The 16,191-nt window shown below is 66.9% G+C and carries 16 protein-coding genes, 2 tRNA genes, 1 other RNA gene and 1 pseudogene; 13 read left to right on the top strand and 7 right to left on the bottom strand.

Features of this window, described 5'->3' with window-relative positions:
* The 3 genes from D106_RS14950 to hemN form a co-directional block, all read right to left on the bottom strand.
* Positions 1 to 215 (bottom strand): transposase (locus D106_RS14950; RefSeq protein ID WP_038045970.1); only part of this gene is annotated, 215 nt, incomplete at its 3' end.
* 80 nt (positions 216 to 295) lie between these two features.
* Positions 296 to 487, bottom strand: coding sequence for a hypothetical protein (locus D106_RS0113090; RefSeq protein WP_018880326.1), 192 nt, complete (start codon positions 485 to 487; stop codon positions 296 to 298).
* Between the two features lie 119 nt (positions 488 to 606).
* Positions 607 to 1,995 carry an oxygen-independent coproporphyrinogen III oxidase gene (gene hemN, locus D106_RS0113085; protein ID WP_018880325.1) on the bottom strand — a complete coding sequence of 463 codons (1,389 nt, stop codon included), beginning with the start codon at positions 1,993 to 1,995 and terminating at the stop codon, positions 607 to 609.
* Between the two features lie 179 nt (positions 1,996 to 2,174).
* Here hemN and hpnD point away from each other — a divergent pair, with 179 nt between their 5' ends.
* The 3 genes from hpnD to D106_RS0113070 are packed head-to-tail and all read left to right on the top strand — an operon-like array spanning position 2,175 to position 5,171.
* Complete coding sequence (gene hpnD / locus D106_RS0113080) at positions 2,175 to 3,035, top strand: presqualene diphosphate synthase HpnD (RefSeq protein WP_018880324.1); 861 nt, start codon at positions 2,175 to 2,177, stop codon at positions 3,033 to 3,035.
* Between the two features lie 4 nt (positions 3,036 to 3,039).
* Positions 3,040 to 4,386 carry a hydroxysqualene dehydroxylase HpnE gene (gene hpnE, locus D106_RS0113075; protein ID WP_026280683.1) on the top strand — a complete coding sequence of 449 codons (1,347 nt, stop codon included), beginning with the start codon at positions 3,040 to 3,042 and terminating at the stop codon, positions 4,384 to 4,386.
* A complete protein-coding gene (locus D106_RS0113070) occupies positions 4,383 to 5,171 on the top strand; it encodes an SDR family NAD(P)-dependent oxidoreductase (RefSeq protein WP_018880322.1) in 789 nt (262 codons plus the stop codon). The genes hpnE and D106_RS0113070 overlap by 4 nt, the downstream gene beginning before the upstream one ends.
* 12 nt (positions 5,172 to 5,183) lie before the next feature.
* Here D106_RS0113070 and D106_RS0113065 read toward each other — a convergent pair whose 3' ends face one another.
* The 3 genes from D106_RS0113065 to D106_RS0113055 form a co-directional block, all read right to left on the bottom strand.
* Positions 5,184 to 7,508, bottom strand: a complete 2,325-nt coding sequence (locus tag D106_RS0113065) for a YgiQ family radical SAM protein (protein ID WP_018880321.1) — start codon at positions 7,506 to 7,508, stop codon at positions 5,184 to 5,186.
* Positions 7,509 to 7,640: 132 nt separating this feature from the next.
* On the bottom strand, positions 7,641 to 8,039 hold the full coding sequence (locus tag D106_RS0113060) for a globin (RefSeq protein ID WP_018875608.1): 399 nt from the start codon (positions 8,037 to 8,039) through the stop codon (positions 7,641 to 7,643).
* A gap of 92 nt (positions 8,040 to 8,131) precedes the next feature.
* Positions 8,132 to 9,706 carry a glutamate synthase-related protein gene (locus tag D106_RS0113055; protein ID WP_018880320.1) on the bottom strand — a complete coding sequence of 525 codons (1,575 nt, stop codon included), beginning with the start codon at positions 9,704 to 9,706 and terminating at the stop codon, positions 8,132 to 8,134.
* Between the two features lie 117 nt (positions 9,707 to 9,823).
* Between D106_RS0113055 and pdxH the strand changes: the two genes are divergently transcribed.
* From pdxH to D106_RS0113010, 10 genes and pseudogenes are all read left to right on the top strand, one after another.
* Positions 9,824 to 10,468, top strand: coding sequence for a pyridoxamine 5'-phosphate oxidase (gene pdxH / locus D106_RS0113050; protein ID WP_018880319.1), 645 nt, complete (start codon positions 9,824 to 9,826; stop codon positions 10,466 to 10,468).
* 91 nt (positions 10,469 to 10,559) lie between these two features.
* A tRNA-Ser gene (locus D106_RS0113045) sits at positions 10,560 to 10,649 on the top strand.
* Between the two features lie 53 nt (positions 10,650 to 10,702).
* A non-coding RNA gene (locus D106_RS14945) (RtT sRNA) lies at positions 10,703 to 10,833 on the top strand.
* Positions 10,834 to 11,249: 416 nt separating this feature from the next.
* Complete coding sequence (locus tag D106_RS0113040) at positions 11,250 to 11,633, top strand: VOC family protein (RefSeq protein ID WP_018880318.1); 384 nt, start codon at positions 11,250 to 11,252, stop codon at positions 11,631 to 11,633.
* 11 nt (positions 11,634 to 11,644) lie between these two features.
* Positions 11,645 to 12,001 carry a YciI family protein gene (locus D106_RS0113035; RefSeq protein WP_017926263.1) on the top strand — a complete coding sequence of 119 codons (357 nt, stop codon included), beginning with the start codon at positions 11,645 to 11,647 and terminating at the stop codon, positions 11,999 to 12,001.
* A 51-nt stretch (positions 12,002 to 12,052) separates the two neighbouring features.
* Complete coding sequence (locus D106_RS0113030) at positions 12,053 to 12,508, top strand: SRPBCC family protein (RefSeq protein WP_018880317.1); 456 nt, start codon at positions 12,053 to 12,055, stop codon at positions 12,506 to 12,508.
* A pseudogene (locus tag D106_RS0113025) lies at positions 12,498 to 12,974 on the top strand (AAC(3)-I family aminoglycoside N-acetyltransferase); the annotation flags it as partial. The gene D106_RS0113030 and the pseudogene D106_RS0113025, both read left to right, overlap by 11 nt.
* A 119-nt stretch (positions 12,975 to 13,093) precedes the next feature.
* Entirely contained in the window at positions 13,094 to 14,011 is a 918-nt protein-coding gene (locus tag D106_RS0113020; protein WP_026280682.1) for a VOC family protein, read from the top strand.
* A 95-nt stretch (positions 14,012 to 14,106) separates the two neighbouring features.
* Complete coding sequence (locus tag D106_RS0113015; protein WP_012982914.1) at positions 14,107 to 14,472, top strand: DUF1428 domain-containing protein; 366 nt, start codon at positions 14,107 to 14,109, stop codon at positions 14,470 to 14,472.
* Positions 14,473 to 14,510: 38 nt separating this feature from the next.
* Positions 14,511 to 15,785, top strand: a complete 1,275-nt coding sequence (locus D106_RS0113010) for an RNA polymerase sigma factor (RefSeq protein ID WP_018880314.1) — start codon at positions 14,511 to 14,513, stop codon at positions 15,783 to 15,785.
* Positions 15,786 to 15,814: 29 nt separating this feature from the next.
* Here D106_RS0113010 and D106_RS0113005 read toward each other — a convergent pair.
* Positions 15,815 to 15,889 (bottom strand) — tRNA-Val (locus D106_RS0113005).
* Between the last annotated feature and the right edge of the window lie 302 nt (positions 15,890 to 16,191).

The following is a 16,191-nucleotide window of genomic DNA, read 5'->3' as shown; positions in this document are numbered from 1 at the left end:
AGCGAGGCCTGATGCCGACAGGCGCTGCACTGAAACATCTTGCGCGGGCTGCCGTGCAGGACGCAGTGGGCTTGGCACCCGCAACGCGGGCAGCGGAAGCCGTCCGGCCATCGGGCCCGCTCCAGCGCCGCCTCGCACTGGGCCTCGGTGCCGTACTGGGCGATGAATGCCGGCAACGACATCCCCGGCTGAAACTGAATCCGATTCTGCGCCATGGTGGCACCCTCCGCTCGCTGTGTAGCCTCAGCGTACGCCCGGGGGTGGCTCACCCTGTGAGCCTGGCTGACTCTCGTCGCTAATCAGGTCGTCTGAACCCTCGATCAAAAAAAGCGTTGTGAACGGTTTCCCCGTCCGCCAACAGCACGACACGGAGATAGCGTCCTTCTGCCTCGTCTATCAAAGCCCATCGGCGGATCCGTTCATCGCCCTGCACTTCTTCGTACAGCGGCTCGTCGATCGCCTGAACGATCCATTCGTCCCGGATCATACGCCGATCGGGTCTTGCCCTTACGGCTTCGAAATAGCGTGTCGTCTTCTCCGCAACATCCTTGTTGGCGGTCGTGCTCCCTCAAGTCTTTCGGCGACCCCGCATCGCCGTCAAGTCCGTCACACCACTTTGCTGTAACGCGGCTGACCTTCGGTGCCCAGATAGGCGTCGAAGGCCATGGCCACATTGCGCAGGAGCAGGCGGCCGCGTGGCAGCACATCCAGCCGCCCTGCCTCGATGCGCACCAAACCGTCGGCCTGCATACCCTCCAGACGCCCCAGTGCGTCCGCGAAGACCTCGCCGAACACGATCCCGTGGCGCGCCTCGATCGCGGCAAAGTCGATCCGCGAGTGGCACATCAGCTCGCTGATCACGTCGCGCCGCAGGCGGTCGTCGGCACTCAGCTCCAGGCCCCGAAAGACCGGGAGGCGGCCCGCATCCAGGGGGGCGTAGTAGGCATCCAGCTCGCGCAGGTTCTGGCTGTAGGTCGCGCCGACCTTCCCGATGGCCGTGGGACCCAGCGCCACAAGGTCATACTCCGCACGGGTGGAATAGCCCTGGAAGTTGCGCTGCAGCGTCCCGGCTCGCTGTGCCTCGGCCAGCTCGTCGTCCGGCAAGGCAAAGTGATCCATCCCGATGTAGACGTAGCCCGCCGCGGTCAGCCGCTCGATGGTCGTCTCCAGGATCGCGAGCTTCTCGGCCGCATCGGGCAGGTCCGCCTCGCGAATCTGGCGCTGCGTCTTGAACATCTGCGGCAGGTGGGCGTAGTTGTAGATCGCCAGGCGTTCGGGGCGCAGTTCGAGGGCACGTTCCAGGGTGCGGGTGTAGGTCTCCACCGTCTGCAGCGGAAGCCCGTAGATCAGGTCGAAGTTGGTGGACTCGAACCCATGGGCCCGGGCCTGCTCGACGGCGCGCGCGGTGACCTCGAAGGGCTGGATGCGGTTGACCGCCCGCTGCACATCCGGATCGAAGTCCTGCACCCCGAGGCTGATGCGGTTGAACCCCAGTTCGCCCAGCAGCGGTATCGTCCCGGGTCGCACCGCGCGCGGGTCGATCTCGATGGAGAATTCGCGCGCGGCACTGTCGTCGAGGCGGAAGTGGCGCCCGAGCAATGCCATCACCAGGCGCAGATCCTCGTCCCCGAGATAGGTCGGCGTGCCCCCGCCGAAGTGCAACTGCCCCACCGTGCGCTCCGCATCAAACAGCTCGCCCTGCAGCTCGGCCTCGCGTTCGAGATACGCGAGATAGCGCTGTGCCCGCTGGTAGTTGCCGGTAATGACCTTGTTGCAGGCGCAATAGAAGCAGACCGTGTCGCAGAATGGGATATGCACGTACAGCGACAGCGGACGCGCCGGATCCGCCCCGTTCGTGGCCTGCGCCGCGTCGGCATACGCGCGGTCGTCGAAACCCTCGTGGAACTGGGGTGCCGTGGGATACGACGTGTAGCGAGGTCCGCTCACGTCATAGCGACGCAGGATCTCCGGATCAAATACCAGGCGCTGCTCCATCGGGTCCCCCTCGAGCGTGTACCGCCCATTTTCGGCATCGGATCGCCACAGGCTACGACCACGACCCGGTAGAGGGCTTGATACAGGTCAACAATCCGCCTTCGGGGGCAATCTCCCGCCTCGCGCACTGCCTGTGCTAGCCTTCCCGTCCCTGTTCGACACCCGCCACGCGAGAGCGCATGTCCCCCGACGAGTATTGCGAGGAGAAGGCCGCACAGAGCGGCTCCAGCTTCTACTACGCCTTTCGCTTTCTGGAGCCCGACCGGCGCCGCGCCATCACAGCGCTGTACGCCTTCTGCCGGGAAGTGGACGACATCGTCGACGAGGTCCGCGAGGAGAGCGTCGCCCGGACCAAGCTGGACTGGTGGCGCCAGGAGATCGAACGCCTGTTCGCGGGCGAACCCCGTCATCCCATCTCCCAGGCACTGCAGCCCCACATCGCCGCCTTCGACCTGGGCCGCGAATATTTCGACGAGATCATCGACGGCATGCAGATGGATCTCGACTACGACAGCTACCCGGATTTCACCACCCTGTCGCTGTACTGCTATCGCGCCGCCAGCGTGGTCGGCATCCTGTCCGCCCACATCTTCGGCTACAGCGACCGGCGTACCCTGAAGTACGCCCACGACCTCGGCATGGCCCTGCAGCTCACCAACATCCTGCGCGACGTCCACGAGGACGCCATGCGCGGCCGCGTCTATATCCCGCTCGATGAGCTGCGCAAGCACGGGGTCAAACCCGAGGAGTTCCAGGTCAACATCACCGATGACCGTCATCGCGCCCTGTTCGCGGAACAGGCCGAACGGGCGCGGCGCTACTACGACAGTGCCGAGGAACACCTCCCCGCTGCCGACCGCTATCCCCAGCGCCCGGGCCTGATCATGGCGGCGATCTACCGCACCCTGCTGGACGAGATCGAGGACGACGGCTTCCGTGTTCTGGAACACCGCGTACGCCTGACCCCGATCCGCAAGCTGTGGATCGCCTGGCGCACCGCCCGGCGCCTGAAACGCGAGCATCGCCGCCGCGCGGCCTGACGCCATGGCCTCCAGCCCTCCCGCGAACCCTGTCGCCGTGGTCGGCGCGGGCTGGGCCGGCCTGACCGCAGCCCTTGCCCTGGCTCGCGCCGGACAGCCCGTACACCTGATCGAGGCCGGCCGGATCCCCGGCGGGCGCGCCCGCAGCCTCGAGCTGGACCACACCCCACTGGACAACGGCCAGCACATCCTCGTGGGGGCCTGCCAGCAGACCCTGGAACAGATCCGCGCGGTCGGTATCGACCCCGACTCGGCCTTTCACGCCGTGCCGTTCGGCCTGCGATTGTTCGACCCCGACCGCCGGCCAGCATCCCCGGCCTTCGCGCTCGAGCCCCGCTCGCCCCGGCTGCCGGCCCTGGCCACGGCCCTCTATCGCTCCCTCCCCGGCCACGCCACCGGCATCCGGCTGCGCGCCCTGTTCGGCGCAGCGGCCCTGCTGCACCGTCCCCTGCGACACGACCTGCCGGTACTCGACTGGCTGCAGCGCCGCCACCAGCCGGAAGCCCTGATCGAGCGGCTGTGGGACCCCCTGTGCCTGGCGGTGATGAACACTCCGACCCGCCTGGCCTCCGCGCGGATCTTCCAGAACGTGCTGCGACGGGCCCTGAATCACGGGCCGGAGGCCGCCCGCCTGCTGATCCCTGCGCGGCCCCTGGGCGAGGTGTTCCCCGACGCCGCCATCCGCGAGCTTCGGGCCCGGGGTGCGCGCGTGGACCTTGGCCGCCGCATCACGATGATCCAGCGCGACGCGACACGCCCGGATGCCCCTTATCGACTGCACGATCGCCAGGGCGACACCAGCAACGCCCGCGCGCTGATCCTGGCCACCACGCCCACCGCCACCGCCAGCCTGTTGCCAGCGGACGCTCGATGGGGCGCCACGCATCAGGGGCTCAAGGCCATGGGCGCACGCAGCATCTGCACCGTCTACCTGCGCTACCCGCGGCGGTTGACGGACCGGCCCCCTCTCCAGGGGCTGCTCGGCCAGCATGGCCAGTGGCTGATCCCCCGGCACGTCGCGGGCGCCCCGCACTGGCTGGCTGTCGTGATCTCGGCCGCCGACGACCTCGAACCGTTGACGGCGGATGCCCGATGGCGCACCGTCGCCCGCTCGCTGGCACGGACCTTTCCCGAGCTGGGGGAGCCCGCAGCCGGTCACTGCGTCTGCGAGCGCCGCGCGACGGTGGACGCCAGGGTCGATCTGGATCGGCACCGTCCACCGCCCCGCACGCCCTGGCCCGACTGCTACCTGTCAGGGGATTACCTGACCCACGCACTGCCGTCGACGCTCGAAGCGGCCATACAATCTGGACTAGAATCGGCGCACCTGTTCCTGGAGGACCATCCTTGACCGACCTCGATATCCCTCGCCTCCTCGCCTACCGTCCCGAACCGGGCGCCTTTGACCAGCGCGTGATCCTCGTCACCGGCGCCGCCGACGGCATCGGCCGGGCAGTCGCCGAGGCCTGCGCCGCCGCCGGCGCCACGGTGGTCCTGCTGGACAAGGACCTGAAGGGCCTGGAGGCGGTCTACGACCGGATCGAACAGGCCGGCCAGCCCCAGCCCGCGATCTACCCGCTGAATCTCGAGGGGGCTACGGTCAAGGATTACGGCGACCTGGCGGAGAACATCCGTGACTCGCTGGGTCGCCTCGACGGCCTGGTGCTGAACGCCGGCTGGGCCGGGGCCCTGATGCCGATGAAGAACTACGACCCGGAGCTGTGGTTCAAGGTCATCAACAGCAACCTGCACGGCCCGTTTTTCCTGACCCAGGCTGTGCTGCCCCTGCTGGAGGCCAGCCCGACCGGAAGCCTGGTGGTCTCCACCCAGAACGCGCGCAAAGCCTTCTGGGGGGCCTTCGGGATGGCCAAGGCAGCGCAGGACGCCCTGATCGACATCCTGTCCCATGAGCATCGCAACGAGCCGCGCTTCATCCACGTCAATGGCGTGGACACCGGTCCCGTGCGCACCCGTTTCCGGGCCGGCCACTATCCGGGTGAGAACGCGGAACTGCTGCCCGAACCCGAGGCGGTGGTGGGCCCCTACCTGTACTTCCTGGACCCCGGCGACCGCACCACCACTGGCCTGAACCTCAGCCTGGAAGGCCAGGTACCGACGCCCGACGCGTCGGCCTGAGCCACTGCGCCGTCAGGCGCGCGGCCGCTTGCCGGCCGGGCGCCCCTTCTTGCGGAGCTTCCCGGCACCAGCCCGCGGCTTGCCACCGTGGGGCGCCGGCGAACGGCCGCCCGCCTTGCCCGCCGACGCGGCCCCGGCCTTTGGTTTCGCCCCCGGACGGGCCGCGGCCTCCACCCCGTTGTGCTGGGTCTGGAAGGTCTGGCCACGCTTTTTCAGAGCCTTCCCGCCGCGGGTCATCCGCCCGCCCGTGGATGGGCGCGCCGCGCCCTGCCCCGTCCCGGCCGGCTGCCAGGTCGGCACCAGATGGTGCTTCCCGTTCCCGATCAGATCGGCCCTCCCCATGCGCTGCAGGGCATCGCGCAGCAGCGGCCAGTTGTTCGGGTCGTGGTAGCGCAGAAAGGCCTTGTGCAGGCGGCGGGCGCGGAAGCCCCGGGCGACCGGCACGCGTTCGCTCGCCTTGCGGCGGATGCCACGCAACGGATCCCGGCCCGAGTGCCACATAGCCGTGGCGAGAGCCATCGGGCTGGGCAGGAACGCCTGCACCTGGTCGGCGCGAAAACCATTGCGCTTGAGCCAGAGCGCCAGTTGCAGCATGTCCTGATCGGTGGTCCCCGGGTGCGCGGCAATGAAATACGGGATCAGGTACTGCTCCTTCCCTGCCGCTTTCGAGTATTTCTCGAACATGGCCTTGAACCGGTCATAGGTGCCCATGCCCGGCTTCATCATCCGGGATAATGGGCCCTTTTCCGTATGTTCCGGCGCGATCTTCAGGTAACCACCCACATGGTGGGTGACCAGCTCCTTCACGTACTCCGGGGACTCGATCGCCAGGTCATAGCGCAGCCCCGAGGCGATCAGGATCTTCTTGATCCCCGGTAGCGCGCGCGCCTTGCGGTAGAGACGGATGAGCGGGGCGTGATCGGTATCCAGGTTACTGCAGATACCCGGGTACACACAGGACAGCCGCCGGCAGCTCTGCTCGATCTTCGGGTCCTTGCAGGCCAGGCGGTACATGTTGGCCGTCGGCCCGCCCAGGTCCGAGATCACACCCGTGAACCCGTCCACCTTGTCGCGGATCTCCTCGATCTCGCGCAGCACGCTGTCCTCCGAGCGGCTCTGGATGATCCGCCCCTCGTGTTCGGTGATCGAACAGAAGGTACAGCCACCAAAGCACCCGCGCATGATGTTCACCGAGAAGCGGATCATCTCCCAGGCCGGGATGCGGGCATCACCGTATGCCGGGTGCGGGGCGCGGGCATAGGGCAGGTCGAACACCGCGTCCATCTCGGGGGTGGAAAGCGGGATCGGCGGCGGGTTGAGCCAGACCTCCTTGTCGCCATGGCGCTGCACGATCGCCCGCGCGTTGCCCGGATTAGTCTCCAGATGCAGTACCCGCGAGGCATGGGCATACAGCACCGCATCCCCCTTCACCTGCTCAAACGCAGGGATGCGGATCACCGTCTGGTCGCGCGGCGTGCCCCGCGGGATCTGCCGCTGAAAGCGCACGACCTTTGTGCCCGGCTCGCCCTGTACCGCCGAGCTGTCCTGCCCTTCGGCATCGGCACAGGTTGCCGTCGAGACCATCGCGTAGGGGTCGGGGTTGGCATCCACCGGCCCCGGCGTATCGACCTCGCTGGAGTCCAGTTCGACAAAGCCGGCGGGGACCGCATCCCGCAGGAAGGCCGTGCCCCGCAGATCCGTGATCTCGCGCGGGTGCTCGCCCGCGGCCACGCGATGCGCCAGCTCCACCAGGGCCCGCTCGGCATTGCCGAACAGCAGGATGTCCGCGCGCGAATCCAGCAGCACGGAGCGGCGCACCTTGTCCTGCCAGTAGTCGTAATGCGCGATCCGGCGCAGGCTGGCCTCGATACCGCCGGCCACCACCGGCACATCCTTGTACGCCTCGCGGACCCGCTGGGCGTAGACGATCACCGCCCGGTCGGGGCGCTTGCCGTGCACGTCCCCCGGGGTGTAGGCGTCATTGGAGCGGACCTTCCGCTCCGCGGTGTAGTGATTGACCATCGAGTCCATGTTCCCGGCGGTCACGCCAAAGAACAGGTTGGGCCGCCCCAGGGCGCGGAAGGGCTCGGCCGACGTCCAGTCCGGCTGCGCGAGAATGCCGACCCGGAACCCCTGCGCCTCCAGCAGCCGCCCGATGATCGCCATACCGAAGCTCGGGTGATCGACGTAGGCGTCGCCGGTGACCAGCACGATGTCACAGCTGTCCCAACCGAGCGCGTCCATCTCCTCGCGCGTGGTCGGCAAGAACGGTGCCGTGCCAAAGCGCTTGGCCCAGTAGGGCTTGCGGGCAAACAGGGTCTCGGGGGCTGCGGACATCACCAGGCTTCTTCCGGCGGGCGCCGGCAACGGGAAATCCGCGCATTACACGCCCCGGGCGCAGCGAGATCAACAGGGCATGCCCACGGGCGGGGCTTCGTCCTTCAGTCCCCGCCGGGTACGCGCCTGGCGTCAGTAGCGTTCAATGAACAGGTCGATGGCCGGGCTCAGCGCCCCGCGCCAGCGCTGCGCGAGGGATTCGTCCCAGCGCGGGTCTACCTCGCGGGCCGTCTCCACCATGCAGTCCAGCCACACCCCGTACAGCTCCGGCGCAACCGGCACCCGGCCATGGCGGCTGTGCACCTCGGCCATCTTTTCCATGGTCGGTGCCACGAAGCTCTCGCCCTCCGCGTAGCTGATCGCGGTGGAGACCGCCTGCCCCAGGGCCCGCTTCTGCTGCGACCAGTTCGTGGTCGTAAAGGCCTGCGCCACCCGCTCGTCCGCCGCGAGAAAGCGTTCATAGAAGCGGTCCACGAAGTTGCCGGCCCGCCGGCAACGGCCGTAGCTCTGGTGCACATCGGAGTAGCTCATCCAGATCCCCCAGTCCCGAAAATGCGCGAGTGTAACGGGATTGCTCCGGCGGGTGCTGATCCAGATCAAGCCCGGGCCCGCCCAATCGACGGTCAACTGCCTTCGAGCACACCCGCGTACTGGATACCGGCCAGCCGCGCCAGGTCGCGATCGAACGTGGTCAGGTCATTGGGCCCGAAGTCCTCCAGGCTGGCATGCCCGCAGGCCCGCGCCAGCACCTTCATCAACTCCGTGGAGCCCTCCAGAAACCGACCCAGACGTTCCGCTCCTTCCTGCGGATCCAGCCGGGCGCGCAGGGCGGGATCCTGCGTGGCCACGCCGCTGGGGCACTGATTGGTGTGACACATCCGCGCGCCCACGCAGCCCACCGCCTGAATCGCCGAATTGGCCAGGGCGATACCGTCGGCCCCCAGCGCGAGGGCCTTCACGAAGTCCGCCGGGGTGCGCAAGCCGCCCGTCACCAGCAGCGTCACGCGACCGGAGACCCCGTTCGCGTCCAGGAATCGACGCGCGCGGGCCAGCGCCGGGATGGTGGGCACGCTGATGTGGTCGCGCAGCAGGGCCGGTGCCGCGCCCGTGCCACCTCCGCGGCCGTCGAGGATCAGGTAATCGGCCCCGGCCTCCAGGGCAAACGCCAGGTCCGCCTCGATATGGTTGGCCGAGAGCTTGAAGCCCACCGGCACGCCGCCGGTCTTCTCGCGCACCGCGTCGGCAAAGCGACGGAAATCGGCCGGCGTCTGCAGGTCCGCGCTCGCCGCGGGTGAATGGGCATCCTGGCCGGCCTCGATCCCGCGCACCCTCGCGATCTCGTCGCTCACCTTGCTCCCCGGCAGGACACCCCCAACACCGGTCTTCGCCGCCTGGCCGGCCTTGAAGTGAAACGCCTGGACCTTGTCCAGTACCGCGTCGGAGTAGCCAAACCCGGCGGGACCCAGCTCGAACAAGTAGCGGGAATTCTCCGCCTGCTCCGCATCCAGCATGCCGCCCTCGCCAGAGCAGATGCCCGTCCCTGCGCGCTCGGCCCCGCGCGCCAGGGCGATCTTCGCCTCCCGCGACAACGCGCCAAAGCTCATGTCGGACACCAGCAACGGGATCTTCAACTCCAGCGGCCGCTTCGCCTCGGGCCCGATCACCAGCGATGTCCCGACCTCGGCCCCCTCGTCCAGCGGCCGCGTGGCCAGTTGTGCCGCCAGCAACTGCATCCCGTCCCAGCTCGGCAGCCGGTCCCGCGGGACCCCCATGGCGACCGTGGTCCCGTGTCGTCCCACACCCTCCAGTCCATCCCGCGCCAGCGCGTGGATCCACTCGACATGCGGCTCAGTCTCACTGTTGCGCGGGCTCGGCGCCCGATCCCCGGGCTCGGCGTCACGTGCTTCGCCCTCGGTGTCAGCATCCGCGGCACTCGCCGGCCCGCCGACTGCATCGGCCTCGAACTGCGCATGGGTCCCGTCACAGTACGGCAGGTTCCCGGACTGCTTGCACTGACACAGGTAGGCCTCGCCATCCTCTTGTGCGGTGAATACCAGAGGCTCGATGCCCGTCCCTTGGTGCGAACCGTCGCAGAACGGCTGATCCTGCGAACGCCCGCAGCGGCAGAAGGCGTACTCCTCGCCCTTTTTCAGCTCCACACCCCGGGGTTCCACTGCGGCGATAATCGGCTCGGCCATCGGATGCTCCTTGCGTTCTGTGATCGTCCCCCAGTGTGACAGCGAAACCGCGACAAATTTCCGAATCCGGCGCGCCGCCGTATGATGGGCGCCTCTCGCTCAAGCACGAGGCCCCTCATGACGACCGCCGACCACCGCCACACCCGCCGCGACTACACCCGCGCGGAACTGCGTCGCAGCGACCTTCAGGCCAACCCGCTCGGCCTGCTCAACGACTGGCTGGAGGCCGCCCGCGAGGCCGGCAACCCCGACCCGACCGCCATGATCCTCGCCACCGCCGATGCCGATGGCCAGCCATCCGCGCGCACGGTCCTTCTGAAGCATGTGGATGCCGACGGACTTGCGTGGTACACCGACTCGCGCAGTCGCAAGGGCCAGGACCTTAACGAGAACCCGCGCGCCGCGCTCCTGTTCTACTGGCCGGAGACCGAACGCCAGATCCGCGTCGAGGGGCCCGTCGCCGCCCTGCCCGCCGATCTCGCCGACGAGTATTTTCACCAGCGTCCACGCGGCAGCCAGCTCGCCGCCGCCGCCTCCACCCAGAGCCACCCGGTCGCGAACCGCGACGAACTGGAACAGCGCGTACGCGCGCTGGAACAGCAGTATCCGGATGGCGACATCCCGCGCGACCCCGCCTGGATCGGCTATCGCCTGCAACCGGAGCTGTTCGAGTTCTGGCAGGGGCGCGCCAATCGCCTGCACGACCGGTTCCAGTACCATCGCGTAGGGAGCGAGTGGGAGATCACCCGCCTGATGCCATAGGCATCCCCGGCGGCCGCTACCGCTCGCCCGGCCGAATCTGCTAGGATTCGCTCCGCCGTGGCGGCTCGACCCCGCCCGGTTCAGCAAGTACGGAGAGGTGCCGGAGCGGTCGAACGGGGCGGTCTCGAAAACCGTTGTACTCTCGCGAGTACCGAGGGTTCGAATCCCTCCCTCTCCGCCAGATCAAAGCAAAGGGGCCCAAGTGGCCCCTTTCGCATGTCTGGCCCCTTAGGTTTCAGGATTCGAACCCGAGGAATCGAAAACGATGGTTCGACTGGCAGCGCGCAGCGATGCCAGAACGTCACCGCAGGTGACGACCCGAAGGGCGAGGCACCTCGTGCCGAGTAATCCCTCCCTCTCCGCCAAATTCAAGCAAAGGGGCCCGAGTGGCCCCTTTCGCACGTCTTGGCCCCTCAGGTTTCGGGATTCGAACCCGAGGAATCAGAAACGATGGTTCAACCGATGGCGCATCGCGACATCGGAACGCCGCAGCGCACCGGAGGCGGCCCGCAGGGCGGCGACAGCGTCGCCGTAATCCCTCCCTCTCCGCCAGATCAAAGCAAAGGGGCCCAAGTGGCCCCTTTCGCACGTCTGACCCCGCGTGATCGGTCTACGGTACAGCCGCTCGCACTGGCATCACCCCGATCGATCGCTGCCCCTTCCCGATCCTTTCGACTGGTTTGACCAACCTTGTCGATTTTCCCGATTCCCGTTCGTCTACAGTTCAAAGGGCCCGCTGCACCGCGCCCGTTTGTTTGATCCCGCCAGAGGAGATACCGCCATGGCCGCCAATCCCGTCGTCTGGTTCGAAATTCCCACCGAAGATATCGGCCGTGCCCGTGCGTTCTACGAAGCCGTCCTGGACATGTCGCTCACACAAGCCGATACCAGCGCATTCGCCCCCAGCACGGAGATCTCGATGTTTCCGATGGAGGAAGACCAGCCTGGGTGTGCTGGCGCGCTGGTACAGGGTCCCGACAACCCGGTCGGTTCCGGCGGCTGCATGGTCTATTTCGGCTGCGACGACTGCGGGATCGAGGCAGAACGCGTCGCGACCGCCGGTGGTTCGATCGAAAGCCCCAAGGAGTCGATTGGCGACTACGGATTCTGCGTCCTCGCACGCGATCCGGACGGCAATCGATTCGGCCTCCACTCCATGCGATAAGGGTGCCCACGATGAACTTTCTGTTGCTCATCCTCGAAGATCACGGCGACCGCGATGCCCGCAGCGATGCCGAAGGGCAGGCGCTTTACGCGGAAATGCTCGCCTTTGGCGCCGAGCTCGACGCGCGTGGCCAGTTACTTGCCAGCGAATCCCTCCGACCCGACCGCCACGGCGTCCGCATCCGATCCGACGAAGGGAAAACCCGTTTCATCGACGGCCCGTTCATCGAGTCACGGGAGATGATCGGCGGATTCTTCCTGATCGACTGCGCCGACCGCGACGAGGCCGTGGAATGGGCCACACGCTGCCCCGCCGCGCGTTTTGCAACGGTCGAGGTACGCGAATGTGCCCCCTGTCACCAACGCTGACGGCATCACGCGCCCCCTCCCACTATCGTTCGACCTCGGAGGCCATCAGCCATGTCCACTGACCGCAAAGTCCACCTGCACCGCGTCCTGCGCGCGCCGCCGGAGCGCGTCTATCGCGCATTCCTGGAACCCGACGCAATCGCCAAATGGAATGCGCCGTACGGCTTTACCGCGCGCATCCAAGAGATGGATGCTCGCGTAGGCGGCGGCTACCGGATGAGCTTCATCAACTTTGCCACGGGGACTCACCACAATTTCAGCGGCGAGTACCGCGAACTGGACCCGGGCCGTCGAATTGTCGTCAGCGACCGCTTCGACGATCCCGCGCTCAGCGGCGAGATGACGCTCACGGTAACGCTGGATCCAGTCTCCTGCGGCACCGCACTGGATATTCTTCAGGATGGTCTGCCGGAGGCCATCCCACCGGAGCTCTGTGTTCTCGGCTGGCAGGAATCGCTGACCCTGCTCGCCTACCTCGTCGAACCCGAGATTCCTGATGGCGGCTGACCTGGCACCCCCGCAGAACGAGCGGTCCTTGCTCAAGATCCGGCGCCTTGGTCCGGCGGATCGGGGAGCCGCGCACGCCCTGCTCGACCTGTTTGCGGACGTGTTTGGGGAACCGGACACCTACTCGTGTGCACGTCCCTCCGACGATTACCTGGAGCGCTTGCTGGCTCGAGAAACGTTCATCGCCCTGATCGCCGAAACGGAAGGCCGGGTGGTCGGCGGCCTGGTCTCTTATGTCCTGGACAAGCTCGAACAGACCCGCAGCGAGGTCTACATCTATGACCTCGCCGTGGCCGACGACTTCCGCCGGCGCGGCATTGCCACAGCCCTGATCCGCCACACCCAGGCCATCGCCACCGAGCTGGGTGCCTGGGTGGTATTCGTCCAGGCCGATCGCACCGACAACGCCGCGATAGCGCTCTACGCCGGCCTGGGCCAGCGCGAGGACGTGCTCCACTTCGACTTGCCCCTGAACAATCCCCGTAATGCACCCCCATCGCACCCGGACACCAACCCGGGGCACACCGACGTTCCCAACACGGGGGTCTTCGGGATCAAGCGCTCCGAACCAGGAGACGAGACGCCATGAGCCACATACCCCAGATCATTGTTCCCCACCTCATGTTCGACAACGAGGCCCGGGAGGCGGTGGACTTTTATTGCTCGGTCTTTCCCGACTCGAGCATCACATACCTGACCACGCTACATGACACACCCGGGGGCGACTGCGACGTCGTGTCGTTCGTTCTATGGGGTCATGCGTTCATGGCGATCAACGCGGGCTCGATGTTCCGGTTCAACCCGTCGATCTCGTTCATGGTCAATTTCGACCCTTCGCGTGATCCCGACGCCAGAGCACGGATCGACGAGATCTGGGCGAAGCTTGCCCGCGGCGGCCAGGTACTCATGCCACTGGACCGCTATCCATTCAGCGAGCGCTTCGGCTGGATTCAGGACCGGTTCGGGCTGTCATGGCAGCTGATCCTTACCGATCCGCAAGGGGAAGGACGCCCGCCGATCGTTCCGTCGCTACTGTTTGTCGGAAACGTCTGCGGCAAGGCGGAAGAGGCATCCGATTTCTACCTGTCGACGTTTCGCCATTCGCAGCGCGGGCAGCTCGTCCGCTACCCCAGCAACATGGAACCCGACCGCGAAGGAACGGTGATGTTCACCGACTTCATGCTGGAAGGCCAATGGTTCGCCGCCATGGACAGCGCGCAGGAGCACGATTTCGGCTTCAACGAGGCCATATCGTTCGTCGTGAACTGCGCCGACCAGCAGGAGATCGACCAGAGCTGGGCATCCCTTTCGGCCGTTCCGGAGGCCGAGCAATGCGGCTGGCTCAAGGACCCCTACGGGGTCTCCTGGCATGTCGTCCCCGAACAGCTGTCCCACATGCTGAAAGATCCCGACCCGGACAAGCTCGGCCGGGTCACCCAGCGCATCCTCACGATGAAGAAGCTCGATCTCGCGGCCCTGCAGGGTGCATACGATGGTCGCTAGTCCAGACCGGAAAACGGTCCCCAACCGCACGACCGGGGCCCCGCACGCCCGGGTACCCGCCCATACCCCGTCCGATTCCCCAAAGGAGCCAGACCATGAACTACGTTGACGGCTATGTAATACCGATTCCACGAGACCGGATCGAGGACTACCGCCAGCAGGCTGACCTCGCCGCACAGATCTGGCGCGAGCACGGCGCACTGGAAGTCATCGAGTGCGTGGCTGATGACGTCGCGCCGGGCGAGGTGACGTCGTTCCCGCGCAGCGTCCAGGCACGCGATAACGAAACGGTGGTGTTCTCCTGGATCCGCTTCGAATCGCGCGAGCATCGGGATCGTGTCAATGCCGACGTCATGGCGGACCCGCGCCTGCCGTGCCCGGACAAAACGCCGGACCAGGACCCACCGTTCGACCTGCAGCGCATGTTCTGGGGCGGCTTCGAGGTACTGGTGGAACGGTGAGCGGCCGCGACCAATCCGGTGCACATCCAGCACCCGGGATGCGGGACATCCAGCGCCGCATCGAGTCCATCTGGCGTCTGGATGCGAGCCGCATCGTGGCGGCCCTGGCGCGCTGGAGCGGCGACTACGCCCTCGCCGAAGACGTGGCACAAGATGCCCTGATCGCCGCCCTCAAACACTGGCCCACCCAGGGAATCCCGGAAAACCCGAGCGCGTGGCTGCTTCATACGGCGCGCAACCGCGCGGTCGACCACCTGCGCCGCGAACATCGGGGCGATGCCCTGGTCGCCGATTACGGCCGTGAGATCGCATGCTGCCACCTGGGGGCGTCGACGCCCCAATGGAGCGACGATGTCCGTCACGACACGCTCGCCCTGCTGTTCATCGCCTGCCACCCGGTCCTCCCCCCCGACACCCGCTGCGCACTCGCTCTGCGCACCCTCGCCGGACTCGACAACACCGCCCTCGCCCGTGCCTTTCTGGTCTCCGAGACCACCATCGCGCAGCGCCTCGTCCGCGGCAAACGCAAACTCGCCCAGGCCAACGTCCGGTTCGAAACGCCATCGCCGTCCGAATGCCGGGAACGCCTGGGATCCGTGCACGAAGTGATCTACCGGCTGTTCACCGAAGGCCATGTAGCCAGCCAGGGCGACGCCTGGACGCACGGGGAGTTCTGTCATGAGGCAATGCGCATGGCCCGCGTGCTCGCACAGGCCATCCCCGAGGACATCGAGACCCAGGCACTGCTCGGCCTGATCGAACTGCACGGCGCGCGCCTGGCCGCGCGCATGGATGCGCAAGGCAACCCAGTGCTGCTGAAGGACCAAGATCGCGGCACGTGGGATCGCGGCGGCATCCGCCGTGGCCTGATCGCCCTGTCCCGTGCCAACAGGCTCGCCCGAGATCAGAACGCCGGGCCGAGCCCGTTTCGCCTTCAGGCTGCCATCGCCGCCTGCCATGCGACAGCGCCCAGTTTTTCCGACACCGACTGGCCACAGATCGCCGCTCACTACGCAACGCTGTTCACGACCACGGGATCGCCGGCCGCACGCATCCATCAGGCCCAGGCCGCCGCCCAGTACGACGACCCGGCACAGGTACTGGCGGCGCTCGACACCGACATCGATGCCCGGGCACTGTCCAGCTATGTGCCTTTGCACGCCGTACGCGGAGATCTCCTGGAACGCTGCGGCGAACGCGAGGCCGCGGCAGCGGCGTTCCGGCGGGCTGCCGAGCGCTCTGCCAATGAAGCGGAGAAGCACCTGCTGCTTGACCGTGCGCGGGCAGCCGCACCCCCAACAAAAAAGGGCTAGGCCCGCTGGACCTAACCCTTTGATAATGCTGGTGGGCGGTACTAGGTTCGAACTAGTGACCCCTGCCGTGTGAAGGCAGTGCTCTACCGCTGAGCTAACCGCCCAGAACGGGCACAAGATTAGGGCCACACCGGGCCTGCGTCAAGCATTCCAAGGCCGCCTATTGGCCTCCCAGCGAATTGGTAACGGCCCGCCACATGACTCTGATACCCCGCGAGCACTGCCCTTTAAGCTAATTGAAAACCGCAGGCCCAGATCCCTCCCTCTCGTGGCCGCCAGGCCACGCAGAACCACCCCGGTTGCCAGCCCGGCCCCCTTGCCAGACAATGCCCAACCTCGGAGAGGTGGCAGAGTGGTCGATTGCACCGGTCTTGAAAACCGGCAGGGGTGAAAGCCCCTCGAGGGT

Source organism: Thioalkalivibrio sp. ALE9, assembly GCF_000377445.1.
GTDB lineage: Bacteria > Pseudomonadota > Gammaproteobacteria > Ectothiorhodospirales > Ectothiorhodospiraceae > Thioalkalivibrio.
The sequence above is the reverse complement of the archived record's forward strand: the minus strand, read 5'-3'. Positions and strand labels throughout refer to the sequence as shown.